The organism is Dyadobacter sp. CY351 (assembly GCF_021502625.1).
Classification (GTDB): Bacteria; Bacteroidota; Bacteroidia; order Cytophagales; family Spirosomataceae; genus Dyadobacter; species Dyadobacter chenhuakuii.
This window is the reverse complement of the sequence record NZ_JAKFFU010000007.1, coordinates 60,269-83,902: the sequence shown is the minus strand read 5'-3', so window position 1 is coordinate 83,902 and position 23,634 is coordinate 60,269. Positions and strand designations below refer to the sequence as shown.

General features: G+C 45.6%; 22 protein-coding genes. 11 read left to right on the top strand and 11 right to left on the bottom strand.

What is annotated here, in order from left to right; genetic code table 11:
• Nucleotides 1-41: 41 nt before the first annotated feature.
• From L0660_RS14645 to L0660_RS14630, 4 genes are all read right to left on the bottom strand, one after another.
• Entirely contained in the window at nt 42-758 is a 717-nt protein-coding gene (locus L0660_RS14645) for a pirin family protein (protein WP_235160139.1), read from the bottom strand.
• 22 nt (nt 759-780) lie between these two features.
• On the bottom strand, nt 781-1,413 hold the full coding sequence (locus L0660_RS14640; protein WP_235160138.1) for an alpha/beta hydrolase: 633 nt from the start codon (nt 1,411-1,413) through the stop codon (nt 781-783).
• Between the two features lie 77 nt (nt 1,414-1,490).
• The gene (locus L0660_RS14635) at nt 1,491-2,429 is read right to left on the bottom strand and encodes a ring-cleaving dioxygenase (RefSeq protein WP_235160137.1); all 939 of its coding nucleotides are present in this window, start codon (nt 2,427-2,429) and stop codon (nt 1,491-1,493) included.
• A 107-nt stretch (nt 2,430-2,536) separates the two neighbouring features.
• A complete protein-coding gene (locus L0660_RS14630) occupies nt 2,537-2,926 on the bottom strand; it encodes a DUF2958 domain-containing protein (RefSeq protein WP_235160136.1) in 390 nt (129 codons plus the stop codon).
• A gap of 265 nt (nt 2,927-3,191) precedes the next feature.
• On the opposite strand from L0660_RS14630, the gene L0660_RS14625 reads away from it, so the two are divergent.
• Nucleotides 3,192-5,189 (top strand): T9SS type A sorting domain-containing protein, encoded by a 1,998-nt coding sequence (locus L0660_RS14625; protein ID WP_235160135.1) that lies wholly within the window; start codon nt 3,192-3,194, stop codon nt 5,187-5,189.
• Nucleotides 5,190-5,282: 93 nt separating this feature from the next.
• Here the strand turns inward: L0660_RS14625 and L0660_RS14620 are convergent, their stop codons facing one another.
• Together L0660_RS14620 and L0660_RS14615 are read right to left on the bottom strand one after the other, a co-directional pair.
• Complete coding sequence (locus L0660_RS14620; protein ID WP_235160134.1) at nt 5,283-5,591, bottom strand: helix-turn-helix transcriptional regulator; 309 nt, start codon at nt 5,589-5,591, stop codon at nt 5,283-5,285.
• A 10-nt stretch (nt 5,592-5,601) separates the two neighbouring features.
• On the bottom strand, nt 5,602-6,153 hold the full coding sequence (locus L0660_RS14615) for a hypothetical protein (protein ID WP_235160133.1): 552 nt from the start codon (nt 6,151-6,153) through the stop codon (nt 5,602-5,604).
• A gap of 281 nt (nt 6,154-6,434) precedes the next feature.
• On the opposite strand from L0660_RS14615, the gene ytxJ reads away from it, so the two are divergent.
• Nucleotides 6,435-6,767, top strand: a complete 333-nt coding sequence (gene ytxJ / locus L0660_RS14610; protein ID WP_026629896.1) for a bacillithiol system redox-active protein YtxJ — start codon at nt 6,435-6,437, stop codon at nt 6,765-6,767.
• A gap of 144 nt (nt 6,768-6,911) precedes the next feature.
• Here the strand turns inward: ytxJ and L0660_RS14605 are convergent, their stop codons facing one another.
• Nucleotides 6,912-8,522, bottom strand: coding sequence for an aminotransferase class V-fold PLP-dependent enzyme (locus L0660_RS14605; protein ID WP_235160132.1), 1,611 nt, complete (start codon nt 8,520-8,522; stop codon nt 6,912-6,914).
• A 338-nt stretch (nt 8,523-8,860) separates the two neighbouring features.
• On the opposite strand from L0660_RS14605, the gene L0660_RS14600 reads away from it, so the two are divergent.
• The 9 genes from L0660_RS14600 (at nt 8,861) to L0660_RS14560 (ending at nt 17,600) form a co-directional block, all read left to right on the top strand.
• Nucleotides 8,861-10,216 carry a sensor histidine kinase KdpD gene (locus tag L0660_RS14600; RefSeq protein ID WP_235160131.1) on the top strand — a complete coding sequence of 452 codons (1,356 nt, stop codon included), beginning with the start codon at nt 8,861-8,863 and terminating at the stop codon, nt 10,214-10,216.
• A 24-nt stretch (nt 10,217-10,240) separates the two neighbouring features.
• On the top strand, nt 10,241-11,002 hold the full coding sequence (locus L0660_RS14595; RefSeq protein ID WP_235160130.1) for a DeoR/GlpR family DNA-binding transcription regulator: 762 nt from the start codon (nt 10,241-10,243) through the stop codon (nt 11,000-11,002).
• 271 nt (nt 11,003-11,273) lie between these two features.
• Entirely contained in the window at nt 11,274-11,921 is a 648-nt protein-coding gene (locus L0660_RS14590) for a response regulator transcription factor (RefSeq protein ID WP_235160129.1), read from the top strand.
• 96 nt (nt 11,922-12,017) lie between these two features.
• Nucleotides 12,018-12,416 carry a response regulator gene (locus L0660_RS14585; protein WP_235160128.1) on the top strand — a complete coding sequence of 133 codons (399 nt, stop codon included), beginning with the start codon at nt 12,018-12,020 and terminating at the stop codon, nt 12,414-12,416.
• Nucleotides 12,417-12,554: 138 nt separating this feature from the next.
• Complete coding sequence (kaiC, locus tag L0660_RS14580; RefSeq protein ID WP_235160127.1) at nt 12,555-14,270, top strand: circadian clock protein KaiC; 1,716 nt, start codon at nt 12,555-12,557, stop codon at nt 14,268-14,270.
• 22 nt (nt 14,271-14,292) lie between these two features.
• The gene (locus L0660_RS14575) at nt 14,293-14,592 is read left to right on the top strand and encodes a circadian clock KaiB family protein (RefSeq protein ID WP_235160126.1); all 300 of its coding nucleotides are present in this window, start codon (nt 14,293-14,295) and stop codon (nt 14,590-14,592) included.
• Nucleotides 14,589-14,912: a circadian clock KaiB family protein gene (locus L0660_RS14570; RefSeq protein ID WP_235160125.1), complete on the top strand. Its 324-nt coding sequence runs from the start codon at nt 14,589-14,591 to the stop codon at nt 14,910-14,912. Before L0660_RS14575 ends, L0660_RS14570 begins: the two co-directional genes overlap by 4 nt.
• Nucleotides 14,909-16,198 (top strand): ATP-binding protein, encoded by a 1,290-nt coding sequence (locus L0660_RS14565; protein ID WP_235160124.1) that lies wholly within the window; start codon nt 14,909-14,911, stop codon nt 16,196-16,198. Before L0660_RS14570 ends, L0660_RS14565 begins: the two co-directional genes overlap by 4 nt.
• A gap of 52 nt (nt 16,199-16,250) precedes the next feature.
• Nucleotides 16,251-17,600 carry a MutS-related protein gene (locus L0660_RS14560; RefSeq protein ID WP_235160123.1) on the top strand — a complete coding sequence of 450 codons (1,350 nt, stop codon included), beginning with the start codon at nt 16,251-16,253 and terminating at the stop codon, nt 17,598-17,600.
• 25 nt (nt 17,601-17,625) lie between these two features.
• On the opposite strand, the gene L0660_RS14555 is transcribed toward L0660_RS14560, so the two are convergent.
• From L0660_RS14555 to L0660_RS14540, 4 genes are read right to left on the bottom strand one after another with little or no spacing between them, the layout of a single operon-like run.
• Entirely contained in the window at nt 17,626-19,293 is a 1,668-nt protein-coding gene (locus L0660_RS14555; RefSeq protein WP_235160122.1) for a hypothetical protein, read from the bottom strand.
• A gap of 33 nt (nt 19,294-19,326) precedes the next feature.
• Nucleotides 19,327-21,558 (bottom strand): DUF4175 family protein, encoded by a 2,232-nt coding sequence (locus L0660_RS14550; protein ID WP_235160121.1) that lies wholly within the window; start codon nt 21,556-21,558, stop codon nt 19,327-19,329.
• Nucleotides 21,551-22,675, bottom strand: a complete 1,125-nt coding sequence (locus L0660_RS14545) for a BatA domain-containing protein (protein WP_235160120.1) — start codon at nt 22,673-22,675, stop codon at nt 21,551-21,553. The genes L0660_RS14550 and L0660_RS14545 overlap by 8 nt, the downstream gene beginning before the upstream one ends.
• Nucleotides 22,676-23,584 carry a DUF58 domain-containing protein gene (locus L0660_RS14540; protein WP_235160119.1) on the bottom strand — a complete coding sequence of 303 codons (909 nt, stop codon included), beginning with the start codon at nt 23,582-23,584 and terminating at the stop codon, nt 22,676-22,678.
• Between the last annotated feature and the right edge of the window lie 50 nt (nt 23,585-23,634).

Below are 23,634 nucleotides of genomic sequence, written 5' to 3'. Positions count from 1 at the left end.
GGCAATTGGTTTAATCAGGCTGCATTGCGCCAGACTTCATTTCACCATTTTTCAGGAATTTCCATTAAAAGCACCTCTGCGTCGCTTGTTGCTGTAATGTTCACATCTGCTTCCGGCCACAAGCCATATCCATCCCGCCGCTCCAACGCCTCGCCGTTGACATGAACATTGCCTTTGATCACAAATACATAGAGTCCGTTTCCCGCTTTTTTCAACGAATATTTGGTTCCAAAACCTGCGTCCAGTTCACCAATGTGGAACCACGACTGCTGCTGGATCCATACGCCTGCATCGTCCGGATCAGGTGAAAGGATCTGCAAAAACTTGTTGTGCTTATCGCCTTTGCTATAGTCCAGCTGATCGTAACGCGGGGCAACATTCAATTGATCGGGGTAAAGCCAAATCTGCAAAAATGTCACAGGCTCGTCGGGATGCTTGTTGAATTCGGTATGATAGATGCCCGTCCCTGCGCTCATAGCCTGAATCTCACCCGGATTGATCACAGCCACATTGCCCATGCTGTCCTGATGCTCCAATGTGCCTTCCAGCGGAATCGAAATGATCTCCATATTATCATGCGGATGCCTGCCAAAACCTTTTCCGCCATTTACAATGTCATCATTAAGGACGCGCAAAGCCCCGAACTGTATGCGCTGCGGATCATAATGATCGTGAAAACTGAATGTCTGGGCACTTTTAAGCCAGCCATGATCCGCGACAAAACGGGAATCGGCTTTATGCAAAATACTGTTTTTCATGACTTTCTTATTTAGCTTATGCTCAAATTGATGCATTCAAAACGTGCTTATTAGCCAACTGGATTTCTGGTGAAGAAATCGTGTGCTGGCGGCCAGGATAAATGGCAAACGTCACAAATGCATTCATCCGCTCCAAAATCGCAATACTTTCTTTCACTCTCGAAACCGGCACGTGCGGATCCGGATCACCGGTTGCGATGAAAACGGGAGTCCCGGCAAAATCACCATTATAATTCCCCTCATTGATTTGTTCACCGATCAAACCACCTGTAAAGGCAATAATGCCACCATAACGTTTTGCATTTCTGGTCGTATATTCCAATGTGAGACATGCACCCTGCGAAAAACCCGCAAAGTATATGTTCTCCGGTAAAATTCCCGCCGCCTCAATCTCCGTAACAACCTGATCAACAATATTCAGCGCTGAATCCAACGCAGGCTGATTTTCTGTTTCCGGCGCCAGAAAACTGTACGGATACCAACTGTTATTGGATGCCCTTGGCGCATAAATGGCCATATCACCCATATTCAAAACGCGTTTCAGGGAAATGATATCCTCCGCAGATCCACCCCTGCCGTGGAGCATGACAATCGCTTTTTTTGCTTCCTCAATGCCCATGCCATCGTTTACTATTTGCTTGCTATGCGTATACATATTGTTGTATTTAAATGAATGAAAATCAGCCGGACAAGATTGAATATCAATGCGTCCGGCTAATTAAAACGTGTCCCTTAAACTAACTTAGGAAGCACACTTTCAATCTGAGCCCTGCGGGGTTCGTATTGAGCGGGAAGCTGCAAACTCGTTCCCAATTCCTCAACCGTTTCATCCGTTGCAAACCCAGGATTATCACTGGCGATTTCAAACAACACACCGCCTGGCTCGCGGAAATACAGCGAATAGAAGTAATTCCGGTCAATTTTATCCGTGATCTGATGTCCCGCTTCAATCACTTTTTTACGGAATTCCATCAAAATATCATCATTAGCAACGCGGAAAGCTACGTGGTGAACAGATCCGCCAGCTACATGACCGGCACGTTCGCCAGGCACTTCAACCAGGTCAACGATCGCAGCATTTTCAACGGCATCCGTCACAAAACGGTAACGGTTCACATGTTGTTCCAGCAGTTTATAACCAAAAATGTCTGTCAGGATCTTCGCCGTTTCTTCGATTTTGTTGCTGGTGATCGTGATGCTGTGGAATCCGCGTGTGGCGTTTTCCGCAGTCACTTCCGAGGTTTCGTAAGGCGTTCTGTTATCAGCCGTTTTGGACACAGTAAGCTCGAATTTCAAACCATCCGGGTCCAGAAATGTCAGGTATTGCTCGCCGAATTTCTCTGCTACTTTGTTGTAAGTAACGTGGTTGGCATCTAGTCTTTTCAACCAGAAATCAAGACTTCCTTCCGGCACAGAGTAACCGATCTCAGTAACCTGCCGCGTTCCCCGGCGACCCGCAGGAATCTGGCTGCCCCAAGGGAAGAATGTCAGGATAGTACCCGGCGTTCCTTCCTTGTCGCCGTAATAAAAGTGATATGTATTAGGGTCATCAAAGTTGACGGTTTTTTTCACCATCCTCAAACCTAAAACCCTGGTATAGAAGTCATAATTATTTTTAGCATCACCAGCAATAGCTGTAATGTGGTGGATCCCGTTGATTGTATGTTCCATGTTTTCTAAAAAGTTTAGTTCTCTTTGTTTTTGCTGACACAAAGATACCATCCTACGAAAGGGCAAAACATTGAACTAGGACAAGAAAAACGGGATGATGGGAAGTTTCAGGCAATGCGCTTCGCCGCTTCCTCGAGCAAGGCCACATCTTCTGTTACCCGCTTATTTTGCTTTGCAGCTTCCAGGTAGACGCTCATGGGGAACTTGCCGTCGAAAGTGGGGTCGATTTCGACCATGGGGACTTTGAGCCTGGCGTGTTTGATGCTTTCCAGATCGGTGATGGAAACGTAGCTCAATTCTGGTTTTCCCTGGCCCAGATCGCACAAACCGAATGCAATGTTGTTAGTCGCATCCAACTCGGACAATAGCCATATTGCCTTACCATATTTAGAATGAAGCTTAACCACGGGCGGGTGATCCTTGGCCAGGTCGCTTTGAACTTCCTGCGCATTATGGATCATTATTTCTCGTAAATTCTGTGGGATCATCTTTGTCATTCCACAAAAATAGTTGATTTCCGGCTTAAAACCGGGCGTAGAATTAAAGCTACGCGCTGTCTATACGGTTAATAAATAATGCGGAGGGATTGGCAAAAACTGCGAATCATCCTCTATTTTACACTTGGTAATTTTCTCATTCCTCCAAGGCAAAGCCCTGATAGACTGGCAAAACATCAACTCTGGCGAGTCAGGACACTTATGTCCGATTGTCTGAAAAATCTTATAAATAAATTAAACAATAATCACAACCAACTTCTACTCTATGAAGAAAAATCTACTCACAATCTTCTCATTACTTCTTCTACTCCTCAGCCAATCAGTCTTCGCACAGGTCACAGTAACTTTTCCTACGGAACGGGCGGTATTTCAAAGAAACAATGCCAACGAAGCAAACGTATACATCGGAGGGTATATCACTGAACCTTTTGAGCATATCGAAGCGCGCTTCGTGCCCCGCGTTACCGGCGAAGGCGAAGCAGCCCCTGCCGGAGGTGGCTGGACAATTATCGACGCAAGTTTTTCCAGCGGGCATTTTTACGGGATGATGACCGTTAAGGGCGGCTGGTACAGGCTTGAAGTCCGGGCAATAAAGGCTGGCAGCGAGCCAAAACTTTCCAGTGTGGAGCGCGTGGGCATCGGCGAAATTTTCGTTGTGGCAGGTCAGTCCAACGCAACAGGCGGCGATGCTAATCCTAACGGCCCCGGCGCTTCCAATGACCAGGTAAACAGCGTGAACTTCCAGAATGTGAGCGACGGGGCTGTTACGGAGTACAATAATGTTCAGCTCCCCTGCCCGGAATTTGTTCATTTGGATGCAGGCACAAAGACTTCGCCATTTGGCAATTATGCCTGGTGCTGGGGATCATTTGGTGACAAAATTTACGAAAAATACCACGTCCCGGTGATGATCTTCAATGCCGGCTGGTCGAGTACAGGGATTGAAGAATGGCGGCAGACGATTGATCCTGATGCCATTACCACAGGACCATTTGGCTATACTTTTCCAAGAGGCTTACCGTTCGGTCACCTCAGGTTAGCATTAAATAACTACGTTGCTCAGCTTGGCATCCGCGCCGTCCTATGGCACCAGGGAGAAACCGATAACTTTATCGAAAGCTCAATTGTGGGCAGCGCCAAGGACCGTTACCGAGATAAACTTTGGGAGGTGATCAATGCGAGCCGAAATCTTTCGGGCAAAAATAACCTGGCATGGGTTGTAGCGCGGGCTTCGCGCTTCACTTTTGATGGTGCAACAAGGGTTTCTGCGAACGTGATCGCTGCACAAAATGAGCTGATCGACAATGATGCCACCTATGCGCACGTATACCAGGGCCCCGATACGGACCCGTACTACAGCATTGAATACCGCGCCGATGAAGTCCATTTCCGAGGTGATGGTGTCACGCAATCTCCTGATGGGAATGTGTATTCAGGATTAATTTCTCTCGCGGGATTTTGGAACGACAGGATTACCAGTGATTTTCTCAGCCAGTCCACCCCCTATCCTGCATTGCCCCCCGTGGAAGTCACAGCAACTCAGGCGGCAGGAACCACGGATCTCACATTCGCAGGGCCAGGCATTCCGAGCGGCTCGGTATACAATTGGCTGAGCGCAGATAATTGCAATCAGGTAGAGGCCACATCGCAGCAGTGGACGGCAGGAACAGGGTTTTACAAATTAAAAATTATCGACGCCAATAAAAACACCATCTTCTCCCCTCGCCTCTATGTTTCCGGCACGGCACTCCCTGTAACCTGGAAATATTTTAATGTCCGCAACACAGGAAACAGCCGACCTTTGATCCAGTGGGCTACTTCTGAGGAAACGAACGCATCCCATTTTGAGTTGGAGCGCAGTGAAAATGCAGTTGTTTTCACAAGCATTAACACGGTTGCAGCAGCCGGACATTCGAACGCAACGAACGCCTATGCATATCAGGAAGAATTTCTTCCCTCAGGCATTTATTACTATCGTATCAAACAAGTGGATCTGGATGGGAAGTTTAATTTCACCCGGGTTGTAAGCACCAATATTGCAGAAAGCAGCATAATCAAAGCGTACCCTAATCCGGTAACCGATCTGCTGAACATTGAGTCGGAAAAAGTGCTGGGAATTGTGGAAGTGTTTAATGTAGCAGGAACAAAGCTTTATACATCCAAGCAAAATTTAAATACTATGTCCCTGGATATGAGCAAATTCCCAACCGGCTTGTATACTGTCACCACGAACGGCAAAAGCGCTAAGGTGATAAAAAAATAAGGTTTGAACGCTCGAAGAAGCTGTCGGCTATCTGAGCATTCTTTATTTTTATCACGCCAGGCTTAGCACGGAAGCTTAGGGTGTATTGCTAAATCAGGACATCAGCGGAAGAGAAGGCGTTTCGATCAGCTTGATCGATAACGCTTTCTCTAACTTGCAAATCGTTTCCAAGGTAAGATTCTCCGACCCTTTCACAATCTTGTTGACATATTGAGGAGAGCATTTCAAATTCTCTGCAAGATCTTTTTGCGTCATTTTGCGCTCGCGTAAGGCGCTCAGCACGCTGACGCCAATCGCAAATGAAATCCGCAGCCACGTATGATTCTCCTGCCTGGCCTTCGCCTCGGGCAGCCAAGTAATGTCCTGCTTGGCATTTTTTAGTTTTTCTCTGATCTTTTCCATTTTTCTCCGGTTAATACATCTCAAAAATCTCCAACTCATTATTTTCAGCATCCCCAAGGTAACCCCGCAAAAATTCCAGTTTTTCTAATTCTGTTAAGAGATGACTTCGCTCGTTCATAGTCCTTGTCAACTTAATTGCACCACCAGAAACCACAAATAAATTAACATCCACCCTGATTGCATAGATTCGCAACCAACTATGCCTCCGCGAACCTCTCACCTTGCTTCTCTCCAGTTCTTCCAGTTTTGTTGTTCCATTTCGCAATGGCCTGAACAAGCAGGAAAGCGTCTCATTCTCGTCTGTCAGCCCGGTTTGCGCTACTGCCACTAACTTCCGCTCCAACAAAATCGCTTCATTCATTGTCGCAATAACAGCTTCCTGAACAGTAACATGCTGCCAGAAGGCGTTCAAATCCTGCTTATGTTCCTCAAAAAATGCTTCAAGAAATTCGGCATCATTCCAGAGCTCAAACATTCGCGCGAACGCATTGCATTCTTCTTTCTGGAATTTCGCCGCAAAGAGGCTGTCCCGAACAATCACAAAGATATTACTAATTTTCATAAATCAACCTATAAGTTTATATTTCTTTCATCCATTTTCCTTTTAGACGTTGATTGGTTTTTTGGTCACAATTTTTTACAATAAAGTATTGTAAAGTTATTTTCATGAAAAAGACAGCGTACCATGTTTACACCCACGCGCCGCCGCATCCAGCTTTACACTTACATTTAACCTACCTCCTTCAAACTGGAACGCTTTTTTTCGGGATGGGGAATGAAAAAAGGTGTTAATGTTGTTGTAGAGACATTGCCGGAATTAAAGTCAATTTTTCGCTTGAAATTATGAATTGGATTACAATCAATAGTACGGAAGAGGTCGAGAGAATTTACAAGTCATCTGAGTATGCTATCATATACAAACATAGCCCACGGTGCATGACGAGCCTGATGGCTTATCGCCAGTTGAAATCGGACGTAAATTCGGTTCCAGATGTAGATGTGCCTCTTTACATTGTGGATGTGGTCAATAACCGCACTGAATCCATGTCCATAGCGAACACATTCAAAATACAGCATGAATCTCCGCAACTCCTGGTTGTAAAAAATGGGGAATGTGTTTTTGACGCTTCGCACGAGGACATTTCACTGCACGATACGCTGGGCTATTTTCAGTAGGCAAATATTTAGTAAGCAACATGTTAATGTAAAACATGTTGATAAAAAAAGAGATCGTTCAAAGGGATAAACCTTCCGAACGATCTCTTTTTGTTTTGAAATACTAATATTTAAAATTCAAGCACACTAAAAGCAAACCGAGTGCTAAGTTGCCAAAGGCGGGCCCGATGGGATCATGATTTTCTCACGCTTCATTTTGAATTTCTGCTTTTTGGCCGTGAACTTCGCAGTCATGTATTCGCCCATGTAAATGGAGCCTGTCATCACATCGTCTTTAACAGTTCCCGAAAACATAAATGTGATGGCATCACCCGGCTGACGGTCTGTACTGCGCATTTTAAACTCATTTCCTTCCACTGTTCCCTGCATTTCGCGGACGCTGAACTCGCCCTTGTGAGAACCTTCAAGCCAGTTGCCATCCTGCTCGATGATGAGCGTTTGCTTGCTTTTAGAAGAGAAAAACTCGACGTCCGCCTCCCAATGCCCTTTCAAAGAAACCGAAGGAGCAGTCATCTCCGCTTTTTGCGGCGTTCTTTTTTGAGATAAAACCTCAAACAGCCGATCTGAAACGACCTTATCGTCACCCGGCTGCATTTGCCCGGTCGTGATCGATACAAATGTGGCCCCGTCGCGCGTTCCTCCACCTAAGGCGATCCGTGGTTTTGTGCGTCCGAAAAGTTCAGCGATTTCCTCACCTGTAATGTTCAGTTTCGCGGGGTCCCACGAAATTCTCAGCTGGGGCGTACGGTTCGAGAGCTGTTTCGGCTCAACAACCGTTGTTTTAACGGAATCAATGGTCGATACTTTTTTGGAAATGTTGTCGAGCCAGGAAAGCCATTTTTTCCATTCTCCTGCATGGTCTCTTTTAATCCATGCCTCCACAGCAGCAACCATTCCCATCGTCTCTTCCCTACCTACCTTATTATCGCGACCAGGACCGTGATGGGGAGCACTTGCCTGCCAGGCAGACATGAGCAAATCTTTCCTGCCCAACACCAAACCGGCGCATTGCGGGCCGCATAAGGCCTTTCCACCGCTATAAATCACCACATCCGCGCCCATTTTCAAATGCACGTTCGGAATAGTAAGGTCTTCTGCGGCTGCGTCCACCATGACCGGAATGTTTTTCGGCTTGGCCAGTTTGGAGATCGCTTCCAGCGACATAGGCCCGCTCATGGACTCGTCGCCAGCCATCAGGTATATCATCGCAGTCCGCGAGCTGATCGCATTCGACAACTCTTCGATGGAGTCAACCGTGATCAGGGTTACGCCCACATTGCGCAGCGCATGATCGTAAACATTGCGGGAGTATCTCGGGATAATCACCTCTGTTTTATCAAAGCCAGCCAGGTTGGGAACACGGATGAGCTTTTCGGGATTTCCACCCGTTACACATGCAACCGTAACATGCTTCATCCCTGCGGCACAACCGGCCGAAACCAGGCCCCACTCCGCACCGGTAAGCTCGGCAAGTCGCTTTCCGGCACCGAATGCCAGCTCGTCATACTGCACAAAAACCTGAGCTGCGGCATCCATTGCCGCCCTTACTTCCGGCCTTTCAATGGATCCGCCAATGATGGTGAACGTTCCGCGACAGTTGATAATCGGCTCCACACCAATAGCCTGGTAAATCTCCTTGCCCGCAGCTACATCCGCATTGCGGGAGACCGTTTCAGCTGATTTTTTCTGCGGAAGCATAATACTCCCTGCAAGCGGAAGCATAGATAAATCTTTAATGGCATCTCTACGTTTCATTACTTTTTCAAAAGAGGTTAAGGAATATTAAAAGTTTGGGAATTCACAAGCGACTTTAAGTATAAAATTTTGCATATTAGCATGACTACCGACCATTGTATGGCACAATGCTGAATATCTGGACGAGTTTAACACTAAAACAAAACTTAACCAAATTCGAAAATTTACACACTCGGGAAGGTTACCGGTTTTTTGGAATTTGTAACTAATGGAAAATTAGCGTCCGGGAATTCGCTTAACACATTAATTTTCTTTGGCGCTTTGCGCATACGTCGCATTAATTCGTGATATTTACACTAATAAATACCTTCCTATCATACCTAAATAAAGCTACTGTTTTGCGTTCCGAATCCAAGCTTTACAATTTTTGGATCAAACTGTCTGGGTCATCTGACGAATTCCCTCTAAATGCCCGGATTTTTCACTCCGTTTGCCTGATCTCCCTAGCTGCGCTGATTTACAATGTTCCTTTTAATTACATCATCGGCTTGCCCAAAGTGGCATTCATCAGCTTTCTAGTCCTGGTTGCAGTTGCCGTTTTATATTATAATTCGCGTTTCCGTCATCGGTTTGGCATCTCTATCCTGATCGCCGACATTGTCGGGCTTTTACTGTTTACGGTCAACTACTTTTTGAACTCCGGCCTCCGCGGGCCGACGGATCTTTATTTCCTGCTTCTTCTGTTGCTGAGCATTGGGATAAGCCCGGCAAAGCAGTACAAAATATGGATCCCCGTCAACATATCGGTGGTGTTGGCGCTGAATGTCTTTGAATATTACTATCCGGAAACCGTGCCCTATACGTATGTAAACAGGTTTGCAATGTTAGTGGATCAAATGTCTTCGTATGTGGTGGTGGCCATATTGGCTTATATCTGCACAGATTATATCCGGCGGAGCTATGAAAATGAAAGGCGGTCGGCGGTGGAGAAATCGCTGTTTATAGCAGAGAAAAACCAACAGATTCTTAAACAGAATGTAGAGCTGGAACGCATCAATGCAGAAAAGAACAAACTGATGTCGATCGTCGCACACGACGTGCGGGGGCCATTGGCCAGCATTCAGAGCTTCCTCGAATTGCTTACAGAGTATGATCTGGACGAGACGGAACGGCAAGGTATCAAGCGGGAACTGCTGAATGCCACAAACGACACGATGGCTTTACTATCCAAGTTATTGAATTGGTCAAAATCGCAATTAAATGGTGTTTCCGCTCAAAATGAGGCCTTGAACCTGGATGAGCTGCTGAATTCGACATTATCCCTGGAAAAAAGCAGCGCCATCAGGAAGGATATAAAACTGAACTACGCAATTGATCCGTCGATCGAAATTTTCGCGGATCGTGATATGATGCAGGTTGTATTCAGGAACCTGATCGGCAATGCCATAAAATTTACACCCGAAGGCGGACAGGTAAGCATTGAATCAGAGATATCCGGCAATGAATGTATTATAACGGTTCGCGACAATGGAATCGGGATTTCGCCGGATAAGCAAGCCGTGCTGTTTTCCCTGAATGTTCAATCGACTTACGGCACAAAAAACGAAAAAGGTGTCGGCTTGGGTTTGCTGCTGACGCAAGAATTTTTGGCTGCGCAAAACGGGAAAATCTGGTTTGAATCGACCTCTTCGGAAGGCACAAGCTTCTTTGTTTCTGTTCCCAGACATGGCTATTCTTTGATCAAAAATGATTAGTTTTGATCAAAGAATATTTTTGAGATGAATTTCCAGGAGCGTAAGAAAAAGATCATGGCTGCGGTTGATGAGTTTGGCAGCTTATCCGTATTTGAATTGTCCGAAAAACTGGGCATGTCGCCTGCAACTATCCGCCGTGATCTGCACGACATTGCGGCAGAAGGTTTGCTCATGCGCACGCACGGCGGCGCAATGAAAATTGAGGGGTTAGTACTAACCAGTTTTGCCGCCAAAGCAGGTCATAACGAAGATCAAAAAGACAAGATTGCTCAGCTCGCCGCTGGTTATGTGGCCGATAACGACATTATATTTATGGATTGCGGCAGCACGGTTTTCAAAATGTGCCGCTATCTGAAAAAAAGAAAAGGAATTAAGGTCATTACCAATTCGCTGCCAATCATGGCCGAGCTGATCGACACGCCTTCGATCAGCCTGAACCTGATCGGCGGTGAAATTGATAAATCGCGCAAGGCTGTTCATGGTCACAAGGCAATCGCGCATATCGAAAGTTACCACGCGCACAAAGCTTTCATTGGAATCGATGGAATTTCGGCGCAAAATGGCCTTACCGCACACAGCGAGCATGAGTCGTCAATCACATCTGCATTCATTAAAAATGCTTCGCAAGTGTTTGTATTATGTGATTCTTCCAAAATCGGCAAGGACAGCCATATAAAAGTTGCCAGCCTTTCCCAGATTAATAGTCTCTTCACGGATCCGGATCTGGATGCTCCAAGAAAAAAAGAGTTAATGGAATCAGGGTTGGACGTGGTTGTTGCCGATTAGTAAACTGGTGATCTCTTAATGCGTATGACACCCACCGTTATGCTCATTATCAACTTAATACGTTTTTTTTCAGGGCTTCAAAAACGCAATTGTGGAGGTTGCTGTCGGCTGGCATGATATGATGATTCAAGAATGCTATTCAAAGTCCATGGGCACGTTTTAGAATAATTTCTACAAATGTTTGGCTATTGATAAGAAGTTGTATGTTAAATTTGCTATTTTTAAAGGAAGGCAAGCTCACATACTCACTTTGAAACACCTGACAGCAAGAATGAAACAAATACTACTTGTAGAAGACCACTCAGTTGTCAGACTGGCGACCCGCTTTTTAATCAACGACCTCATTGGCTCGGCCAATATTCTGGAAGCATCCAATTTTGAAGAAGCACTCACACAAGTCGCGTCCACACACGTTGATCTCATCATCCTGGACATTGACATTCCTGGTGGCGAAGGTTTCAACATGATCCCGAGGATCAGGAAATTACAACCGAAAGTTTGCATCCTGGTGTTTTCAGGCATGGACGAAGCACTTTATGCCATGCATTACCTGAAAGCAGGGGCCAACGGATTTCTTGCGAAAAACTCGCCGCAACAAACCATCAAAACGGCGATTTTATCCGTCCTGGAAAAAGGAAGATATGTAAGCGACGTTGTTCAGCAACAACTCATGCGGCACACTTTCGAAGCCAATACAAACAGTGAACATCCGCTGGAAAACCTGTCTCAAAGGGAGCTGGAAGTGATGGATCTGCTGCTGAACGGCAAGTGGACGAAGGAAATAGCAACACAGCTGAACATTACAGGAAGCTCCGTCAGCACGTATAAATCTCGCATTTTTGAGAAACTTGAAGTTTCCACGATCATCGAAATGTTTGTAAAGGTAGAGCATTACAAAAACGGGAGCCCTGGTAAATAAGGGCTTACAAATTCTCTCTGTTTTTTAGCTTAATTAGCTGCGGAAGATTTACGCAATGTGATATTTCAAATTATATTTGTAAATCACAAGCTTCAAATGAAGGAACAAAAGACGATTTATTTGGCCGATGACGATCAGGACGACCGTTTCTTCCTGCGGCAAGCCATCCAGGCAGCCAACGCCTCCACCGAAATAATAGAGGTTGAAAACGGCCTGGAACTGATCAAAGCAATGAAACAGCTTTCCGGCCAACAAGCATCACTTATTCTGATGGACATGAATATGCCCAAAATGAATGGCCTCGAAACCATTGCCGCAATCCGCGCAGATGCGGATCTGTCTGCTGTCCCGGTAGTGATGATTTCCACCTCTTCCAACACATTGTTAATTGAGAAAGCTTACCAGGCGGGCGCCGATAGCTTCATTACCAAGCCCAGCACATTTGAAGAATTCAACCAGCTTGGCATTCAATTGACCGAGCAGTTTCTCTCCTAGCTACGCACTTTGGGTGAAGACGAACCAATTGTTACGGATGTTTTTTGTGCAATAACCCAAAAAAACAATTGGTACGGTATTTGTAAAACAGCTTCCAACACACATTTAACCGAAGTGAAATCAGAATAGCTTAATCAAATGAACTCCAACTCCTCTGACTCAATAACCGGTCTTCCAGCATTGCAGAAGGCACGAACAGGCATCAAAGGTCTCGATGAAATCACCCTCGGCGGGTTTCCTCAGGGCAGGCCCACATTGATTTGTGGCTCTGCCGGATGCGGCAAGACACTTTTTTCTATTGAATTTCTTGTTCATGGCGCACTTCAATTCGGAGAGCCGGGAGTGTTCGTTGCATTCGAGGAAAAAAGTGAAGAATTGACCGTCAATGTCGCTTCCCTTGGTTTCGACCTCGACCGGATGCAAAAAGACAAGCTGATCAAGCTGGACCATGTTCACATCGAACGAAGTGAAATTGAGGAGACTGGCGAGTATGACCTCGACGGGCTGTTCATCAGACTTGGCCACGCCATCGACAGCATTGGTGCAAAACGCGTTGTTTTAGACACCATTGAAAGTCTTTTTTCAGGATTGAACAATGAGGCTATCATACGCGCCGAACTGCGGAGATTATTTGAATGGCTCAAAGAGAAAAAGGTAACGACCATCATAACAGGCGAACGCGGGGAAGGCTCTCTGACACGCCAGGGATTGGAAGAATATGTGTCCGATTGCGTGATTTTGCTGGATCACCGTGTTGCCAATAAGATCTCGACACGTTTGCTCCGAATTGTCAAATACAGAGGCTCAGTACATGGCACCAACGAATATCCGTTCCTGATTGATGAAGACGGCATTTCAGTTTTGCCCGTCACTTCCCTGACCTTGTCTCACAATGCTTCCAGCAAACGCATCTCATCCGGGATTCCGGCATTGAATAAAATGCTGGGCGGAGAAGGTTTTTTTGAAGGAAGCAGCATTCTTGTGTCAGGAACCGCCGGAACTGGGAAAACTAGCATTGCAGGCTCATTTGCTAACGAAACCTGCCTGAATGGCGATCGCTGCATTTATTTTGCATTTGAAGAATCGCCCAAACAGATCGTGCGCAACATGCGCTCCATAGGCGTCGATTTACAAGGTCATATAGATAATGGCCTGTTGAAATTCCATGCTTCCCGCCCAACATTGAACGGGCTGGAAATGCATTTGCTTTCTATAAACAAACTGATCTCGCAATTTAAACCAAAAACAGTTGTCGTAGATCCGATAACGAACCTAATCACGGTCGGGACGGTAAGTGAAGTAAAAAGTGTGCTCATTAGGCTGATCGATTTTCTTCAGGCAGAAGGAACCACCGTCATGTTTACAGCGCTCTCGTTAAACGACAGCATTTCCGAACAGACGGACGAAAGTGTTTCTTCGCTGGTAGACGCCTGGCTGCTTGTTCGCGACATTGAGATGAACGGAGAGCGCAACAGGGGCCTTTATGTGATGAAATCCCGTGGAATGAAGCATTCCAATCAGGTCCGGGAGTTTGTGATCAGTGATAATGGATTGGATCTGGTGGATGTGTTCCTTGGACCAGAGGGCGTACTTACCGGATCAGCGAGAGCGGCACAACAACTGCTCGAACGAACGGGCGTTGTCTTGCGCGACCATGCAGTAACAAGAAAGGATAGAGAGATTGAGCGGAAGAAAATGGTGCTGGAAGCGAAAATTGAAAGCCTGAAAGAAGAATTCGCATCCTTGCAAGAGGAGTTGAATAAAACCTTTATTGAAGAGGAACTCAAAAAAGAAGTCTTCGAAAAGAATCGGCAGGAACTTTCCCAGATTCGGGATGGCAACAAAAAAGAGTAATAACCGCACCAATCAGATATAAATGGAAGAATCAGACGAAATATGGGAGCTAAGATTGTATGTAGCCGGCAAAACCACCAAATCGGTCACCGCGCTCGCTAATCTTAAAAAATATTGTGAAGAATATTTAAAGGATAAATATGTCATTGAAGTAGTTGATCTGCTGTTACAGCCGCAATTGGCGGAGGGCGACCAGATACTTGCAATTCCTACGCTTGTGAAAAAAGTCCCTGAGCCAATCCGCAAGATTATCGGCGACCTTTCGAACGAGGAAAAAGTATTGGTTGGACTAAATATACGCCCTGCAAAGAGAACAGAATGAGCGATAACACAGACATTAGCCCGTCAAATGGGGATGAAGCTGAGATTCAGTACGAGCTAAGGCTATTCATTACAGGCGCGTCCATCAATTCCAGAAGGGCGGTAGTTAATGTGAAGGAAATCTGTGAAACATACCTCAAAGGCAGATACTCTCTGGAAATCATTGATGTTTACCAACAAAAAACCATAGCTGAAAAAGAACAGATCATTGCCTTACCTCTACTCATTAAAAGTGCGCCGCTACCGGCACGAAGACTGATCGGAGACATGTCCGATACAGAAAAAGTACTCAAAGGTCTGGGAATTTCAATTGGAACATGAACACGCATAAGACATATGAAGAGCTGTTAAGGGAGAACGAAGAGCTGCACGCGCAACTTGAAGAAGCTACGGAGACCATCCATGCGATCCGTTCAGGCCAAGTGGACGCATTGGTTGTTCAGAATCCCGATGGCGGGCATCAGCTTTATACATTGAAAACCGCTGATCAAACCTACCGCGTATTCATTGAGAAAATGAATGAAGGCGCTGTAACGCTCAATCATGAGGGCCTGATATTGTATTGCAACTCTATGTTTGCCTCTATGATCAATCTCCCGCTTTCGAAGGTGGTGGGGCTGCATTTTGCCGATTTCATTGCCGATGGATTTCTTGAAATATACCTGGATCTTTTCGATAACGGTTGGAGCGAGGATAGCAAAACAGAGCTTTGCATTAGCAGAGGCGGCGCGCAGGTTCCCTGCCAGCTGTCCGTAACCATGCTGCAATTGGACGAAGGCCCGGCGCTCAGCATTATATTGACAGACTTGTCTTTTCAGAAAGAAATCCAACAACTACTGAAACAGAACAACTTACGTCTCGCAGAAATTAACACCGAGCTGGAAACCAGCAACCACGACCTGCAACAATTTGCATCCGTAGCCTCCCACGACTTGCAGGAGCCGCTGCGCAAAATATTGATTTTCTCCACGATGCTCAGGAACAAGCTTGTCAATGAGCTGACGGAAGAGAACATTACATATCTGGACAAAATCATCGCATCTTCTCAAAGAATGCGCAACATGATCACCGATATACTAAGTTATTCAAGGCTTTCAACTAATCTTAACAACTATTCATTGACCAGCTTAAATGAGGTAGTCAATGAGGTGCTGGAAGATTATGAGATCCTCATTTTGGAAAGGAACGCAGAGGTTATAGTTGACCAACTGCCTGATATAGAAGTCAACAGAGGGCAAATTAAACAGGTTTTCCAAAACCTGATCAGCAACTCTATCAAGTTCTCCAAACCCGGGCTTGCACCGGTAATACGCATTTCGGGAGGCGTCCACGAGGAAGCGGAAGGTGCATTGAAAGACGCTTCAACGGCAGCGACCTGCTACATTACGGTTTCTGACAACGGCATTGGTTTTGACGAGCTGTATAACGAGAAGATTTTCTCTCTGTTTGAGCGGTTAAATACCAAAGACAAGTATGAAGGATCCGGGATTGGTCTGGCCATTACCAAAAAGATCATTGACAAGCACAACGGAAGCATTGCTGTGTCCAGCAAAGAGGGCGAAGGCGCCATTTTTGAACTGACATTGCCTGTAAATCAGCGTATTTGACGCGTGGGATTTAACTATTTTTAAGATTTCGCTTATCGGTTAATGTATAATTTTGAAGATCATCGAAATCTTCAAAATGCATCCCATCGATCCCCAAACGCTCCAAGAATTACAAATCCTTCCCAAAAGCTCGCGGGATCCCAGCATTCTTCATTTTTTTGACTATACTGCGACCGAAGGCGGTCGGGATTGCCTGCGGGAAATGCTGTTAAAGCCAAAGCGCTCGCTGGATGAAATACATTCATTTCAGGAACTGCTGAAAGCATTTATTCAAATGCCGGATGCATTCAAAGTAGACATTCCCAGAACTTACGTATCCGCAGCAGAGGCGTACTATGCTTCCAACATTGCCTATTCCATGTCGCAGGATGTGTTCCAGCACTGGTTCGACACCTGGATTTTCTCATGGCGTAGTCCTTCCGAGTTTTACATTGTCCGAAGCGGTTTTACAGCAACATTCAGACTTTTAAAAGCCATTGAAGAAATGATCTCTGAACTTCCCGAAGCACTGCCTGAACTTCTGGCTGATGACATTCTTTTCGTGAAAGCTCTTCTTAATAAAAAAGGCATGAATAGTTTGCTGAAGATACAGGATAGCAAGCTGACCAGGCGGACTATTTTCTTCTGGGATTACTTTCTACGCATCTCAAATAAGAAAGACTTTCGGAGAATACTGGACATTTTCTACAAGCTCGATGCGCTCCGGAGCATTGCCCTAACAGCCACTATTCATAATCTTCAATTTCCAATTTTTGTAGCAAATGCCGAACAAGTCCATTTTACGGCAGAACAGCTATGGCATCCTTTGATCGAAAATGCGGTTCCCAACAGTCTTGCCCTACATAGCCAAACCCCCGTTTGCATGCTTACGGGAGCCAATACGAGTGGTAAAACTACTTTTCTAAAAACGTGCGGGATCGCCGTCTATCTCGCGCATGCCGGCTTTCCCGTTCCCGCAGCAATGCTTCAACTAACATTTGCAGACAGATTATTCACGTCCATTCACCTTTCCGACAACATTGCGTTAGGTTACAGCCACTTTTTCGGCGAGGTTATGCGTATCAAAGTCATTGCGGAAGCCCTCCATGCACAAGAATCCTGCTTCGTTATTATTGACGAGCTGTTCCGCGGCACCAACCAGGAAGACTCTCTACATTGTTCTATGACGGTAATCGATGGTTTTGCAAGAAAAAAGCAGTCACTATTTCTCGTTTCCACGCATTTGGAACCGCTGCTTAAACATTATGAAAGCAATGTGCAGCTGTGCTTCAGATGTTTCAGAACCAATATTGCCGGCGACGACTTTGTCAACACCTACCAAATCGAAAACGGCATTTCCAAGGAACGGCTGGGACAAGTAATTTTAAGAAAAGCAGGCGTCAAGGAGCTTTTACATGGTTGAAAATGCATGGTAATTCGAAGAGTGGCTATAATTTCCGTTCAATCCACACGGCAAGAAAGCAAACAATAATCAATGCAAACCACATCCAATCCGGAAGTTTTTGCTTGACTTCGTTTGAATGTTGCGATGAAATGCCGGTTTCATTCCGCAACTTTTTTTGCAGGCTGTTGTAGATTTTTATGAAGTTCGTTAGCCTGGCTGTGTTATAAAGATCTCCGGCAGTAGCCTGATTTTCAACAAACATTTCCATTTTCAGAGAGTCGCGCGAGCTTATCCAGCCAATTTCTGTGGGCTTAAAAAAGGCCTTGGCTGATCCCTCATTTATAGGTGAAGTGCTTAAAAAGACTGAGTCGGAACCGATCTTTATGAAATTTGATATATTAGAAAATCCATTCAATGTCACCTCGGTATCAACGCCCTCGAACAAAGGTGCCTGCACTTGAATGTTATTGGTGGTTGCGGGCACAACGGGTGCCAGCATTGCATCCCAAACCTTTTGATAAGCAGCACTATCTCCTGCCAGTTGCAGTGGAAAAGTTTCATTTAATAAGCTCACGCCTACCATTCCGCGAATCCTCTCAAATGCAATAGGCAGTGTCCCGGAGGTAAAATAACGATTGCCCGGCACGAAACGAAAGGGCAGCGCCGTAAGCCCGGGACTTACCGAAACGGATTCCTCCACCGATATCCTCTTCACCTTCAGCTGGGTTCCCAAGGAAGCGTTTATTGCCTTGATCTCATCATCTGGCTTGGTAACATTAATAAACAAAACACTTTTACCAGCTGCTAAGACCTTCTTAACCAATTTATTGTTAACATTTCCTGCGTCAGTTACGACAACGTCAGGATCCGTCGCTCTATTAATTGTCTCCTGACTCCGGATGTTTTTGGACAATGTTGCTGCATAGATCACGGCGTGCCCGGCTTTGCCGAGCCAGTTTGCCAGCGCCCGGCTTTCAAAATCAGGGCTGTCCAGTAAAAACTGAAATGTGAGTTTCTGTGATGGCCGCGCATAGAAACGGATTGTATCTCGAATTTCGCTGCCCATAGCAAGCTCAATAAGCGTCCTTTCTTCCGTAAACACCGGAAATTGCAGGCGGAATTGATTAAACCCTTTTTGTAATGCAATGCTATCGAGCACATTAGCACCGTATTTTAATTTCAAAACCTGCGGTTTGGATGAAAGCACATTACCCTGCACAACCTGCATCTCCCCTTTTCGAACAACGCCTTTCCAGTGTAACTGCTGCCATTTGTCTTCCGGCAAATAGGGAATCCACTGAATTCGCTTCGGCGCGGCTTGCAGGATTGTGTTAAATATTTCGGGCTGAAAATCCTGGCCAGCCAGAATCAGTGTATCAAATCTTGCACTTTTAATATCGCTGGAAACCGTTTTTTTAAGACTGTTAATGCTGTCTGTTAATGCATTAGCATACGATGACGGAATATCATCACCAACTATAAAACCCGTAACCGTTTCTGCCTTTTTGAGCAAATATGGCCGAATGATAAAAGCCACAACAGCCAACCATAACAACACGTTCAGGCTCAGTCTGAGCCAGTGCCGCGGGGTCAATTGATTATCCTTTTGCGCGCGCAAGATCAGCCACAGTTGCAAAGGCAACAGTAACAGCGCAAGTGCCAGAATAATGAGGTTAATGGGCTCAGACCAGTTAAAATCGAATTGAATCATACGTATTTGTTGAGCCAACCAGCTGTTTTTAATTTAATGCAGCTTTCTCCAAAATGCTTCTTCCAACCTTTTCTCGCTGGAATAATGGCTTCGGCTTTGCTCAGAATGATTGGTGTATTTGTATAAACCGTTTCTCAGGCGCTGTTTTTCATTGGACGACAACTTTCTCCCATTAACAAGTTTTTGAAGCGTGCCAATCATTTCCCAATTCCCTAACCCGCCATTGAACGGTCCGCTGTTCATGAGCCGGTCTGAGAATGCAGTGCCAGCCAGTCGCAATCTGGCCCGTTGTTCGTTGTCAAGCTTTTCGTAGCCCAAAAATCCTGAAACTTCTGCTGCCAGCTGAGCAACCGTTTTATTTTTATAGAACTTTTCAACGCTTAAATCTGTGCTGATCTGCTTCAATTCACCGCTCAACCGCTTTTCTTTTTCCTTGATCGGCGGCGGATCATAACCGCTTTTTTTGACATACGTCCGGGCTTTTTGCTGAGCAGTTTTTAAGAATTCAAGGGCCTTATGCTCAAACGGGAGCGCTTTTTCCGGCTCATACAACCGTAAATGCAACTCCGATTGCCACATTTGTTCTAAGGCCATTTTCAGCAAACTCCGCGTCGATTGTTCATAAAATGTGTTCGTCTCCGCATCGTCATGCGCATGAACATATTGCTCCATCAATGCCGCCAGCGGATCCTTCTCTCCTGCATCCCCATGCGCTTTTTCATGCGCGTGCCCGTCATGGTCGTGCTGATGCTCCGGCTCTGCTGCGCGGCTGTCCGCAGCGCGGCTGTGCGAAGCTTCTCCCTCACCATCCGACTTGTGCGTAAAAGCATCCAGCATATTGCCGCCATCGGCTTCCGGCGGTGCACCGCCGCCGCCAATGCTCGTTTCAAATTCCTCTCCCAAATACTGCCCGTAACGCAGCCTCAGCACCTTTTGATCAAAACCAATCTCATTGGAAACAGAAGCAAATTCCTTCGCAGGGATCTTTTTACGTTTGGCAATTAATTTTTCGGTGTCAATGATGATTTGTCGCTGGCTTCTGAAATATTCAGGCATAATGTTCACGGCCATTGTTGCCAGTTCTGCTTCTTCGACTTGGGAAGTGTCTTTGTAAACCAAGAAGTAAGTGTCTGATTTACTGAAATTTGGCTGAGGCGACTTGTTGTCAACTGCTGCCCAATAGTAGTAAAGTTCGTCGCCCGGAGTAAAGTTTAGCTCATTGAGGTCGATCACCTTTTGTAAATCAGCGTCTTTAAAATCTGTCGGGGATAATGGGAATTTCACCTCGCGGAACTTCACATTTTCCCCGGAGCCGCGTGCGAGCGTGGCTACAATAAATGCCTGGCTAACACGGAAATCGTCCGAAATTTTTGCCGTAACCTTGATCGTCTTAGTGTCTTTCAGGAAATGATATTTATACAATTCTTTTGATGCAGGCTCTATTTTTGGCGCAAGATCGGGCAAGGCTTCGAGCCGGTAAAAATCAGATTGGTATATAAGCGAATCTTTCCAATAACCCTTAATGGAATACAACCCGGATCCTGTAATCTTGTCTGAATGTGTAAAAAGGCTATTCTGCCTTCGAAACGAGACCTCCTCACCCTGGCTGTTAGCGAGACGAAGGACCAGGTTTTCTGAATGGGTGAATTTCACATTCCATGTTAACGCCGAGCCGGTTACAACACTCACATTCAGGTCACTCAACTGCTGCTTAGGCAACTTTGTATAGCCGGGTGGCGCAATGTTGATGGTGGCAGATTCGTATCTGGGTGCGAGGGTAACATTCGCTTTTTGTGGCTCTTGTTTCCTTATGTGCTCATCGCCTGTTTTATTTTCATTAAATGAAATGGATGGATAAATGATATAAAATGCCACCGCAGACAGAAACAGGGCCAAATAGGCGATGAGGCCGTTATAAAGTTTGTTGATAGGAAAATCAAAATTGCGGTTCGCGATGCGCTCTAACTGCAATTGCTCTGCAACATTCAATTCGGTTTTTTCCAGGAGGTGGAGGCTGTATTCCGTTTCACCGACATGGTTGTGAATCAGCGAGATAGCCTTTTCCCTGTTGTTTTTATAAATCCCTGTGAAAACAATCCCGGCTCCCAATGCCGCAAACGCAGCAAATATGCTGAGCATATGCAACGGACCTGCAAAAACCGAAACGAAAAGGTAGGCAGAACCGGCCAGCAGCAAGCAACGGAAAATCGCGCTCACATACAGCTGGCTCGTCACCAAACCGATCAGTTTCCTTAACTCATGCATTGTGCACCGTTTTGTGATTGAGTGAAATCCAACGTTCCAGCATGACTACCAGCACAAACAATAACAATAACCATTGATACAAACCATCCGAATGCTGCTCTTTCAGCGGTTCCACGCTGCCAAATGCTGATTCCAACTGCCTTTGGCTTAAAGGCCTCAGATTTTTATCTAATTGATAATGCGTGATCAACATTTCACCTAGCCACTCGGGCAACTGTCCGTTCTGCACCATTGCGGATGTCGCCAACCGCAATGAATCACTTACTGAAATGACATTATCAAACACCTGATTATCAATGCCTTTTCGGGGAATAACATACAAAGTTTGCTCATTTCGCAGGGTAATTGGCTTATCCGTAAATATCCAATCGTATTTGCTTTTTAACCCGGTTGCCATATCAATGCTGACAGGAATTTCAAAAACATCTTTCAATGCTTCCAAGCCAGCCTGAACCGTCTCCGCTTCGCCCTGATTTTCGTAGTCAATCAAAACATTAATGTTATCGCGACCCGTTTTCTGAGCGAAACCGATCAAAGGGTTCTCCGCCTGCTGCGCTGAATCCTTAACTGCATATAATTTGTAAGTTCCAGGGATCAGAATTTTTGGCAACCTGCTTATATCCTGATTATTAAGCAGATATAAATTCAAATGCGTGTTATCCCCAACAATGCTATTAATGTTCTGCTGTAAAAAGAATAAGCTGCCCTTTGTCTCAGGAATGTTCGTTAGGTCTGCCAGAGGCTTCAAATCATCGCTAATGAAGACGACCCTTTCTTTCCGTTGCAATGCATTTTCAAGCTCGAAACGAAAGTTACTGGTCACCTTTGGGTCAGCCTGGACCAGATGCACTTGCTCTTTTTCCTGATCCCTGCCGAACTGGTTTAAGATAGGCCCACTCAGCAGCATTGAAAGTAAAATCACTAGTAAACAGCGGATCAGAAGCAGGGGAATTTCGTCTATTCTAATGCCTCGGTGCTTTAACGAAGTCTTATCCACAAGCCATTGTGAAGCCGCCCAGGCAATCTGTTTGCCTTTTTTTTGATACCAGAAATGGATAATTACCGGTAAAGCAACCGCAAGCATTCCCCAAAGCATATATGGATTCAGAAATCCCATTTATCCTTTCCGTTTGGTTAAATATGCCTTCAAAACCATTCCTATGGGGTCGCTCATGCGCACACGCACCAGGGTCACATGCGGGATCTGCAAGGCCTCCTTCAATTGAAGTAAATACCGCTCAGCCGATTCACGGAATTTCTCCCGAACAGATCCTGCGTCCAGTTCTATCTCCTTACCTGTTTCCAAATCCTTAAAACGATAGAAACCTTCGAGGTTAAAATCCATTTCCTGATCACCAAGGATTTGAAATACAACGATTTCACGATAAGGCCCCGCAAGGGAACGGATCATATCCAGCCATTCGTCGTGTGTTTGCAAAAAATCACTTACAAAAATCAGCTGCTCCTTTTTCTTCGATTGAAACTCAGGGAACTTGATTTTCTGACCGGTTTTGGATTCCCTATCCCACATTCCACTCGCAATAGTTTTCTCTAAACCAACCAAAATCTTCTGGAAAGCCAGCTTACCGGAAGACGATGCGCCAGTCGCGGAAATGGTGTGGATCGAGCTGTCTTTCAATGTATAAAGCGACATTTGATCATTCTGAATGTAGCAGAGATAAGCCAGTGAGGCCAATAAAATCTGCCCATACTGCAACCGGCTCACACCATTTTCAACATAATTCATGGAACCGGAAAGGTCCAGCACAAACCGCACCTGCTTATCGCTCTCCGTTGAGGATTCGCGGATCAAATGCTTATCCGTGCGCGCAAACAGCTTCCAATCAATCCGTTTGGGATCATCCCCGGGCTCATAATGCCGATATTGCTCAAACTCCACTCCTATCCCCGACCGCTTGCTGGCATGGATTCCCAACATCAGCTCCTCGCTCACCAGCTTGCCGGTCAGTTGCAGATTTTTCAGCTTGATGAGCTGCGAAGCAAGCAGGCCGGTGGTCGCTGTCATATGATTAATGTTAAATGTCTCTGGAATTAGAAAAACGGAACTGAGTTGTG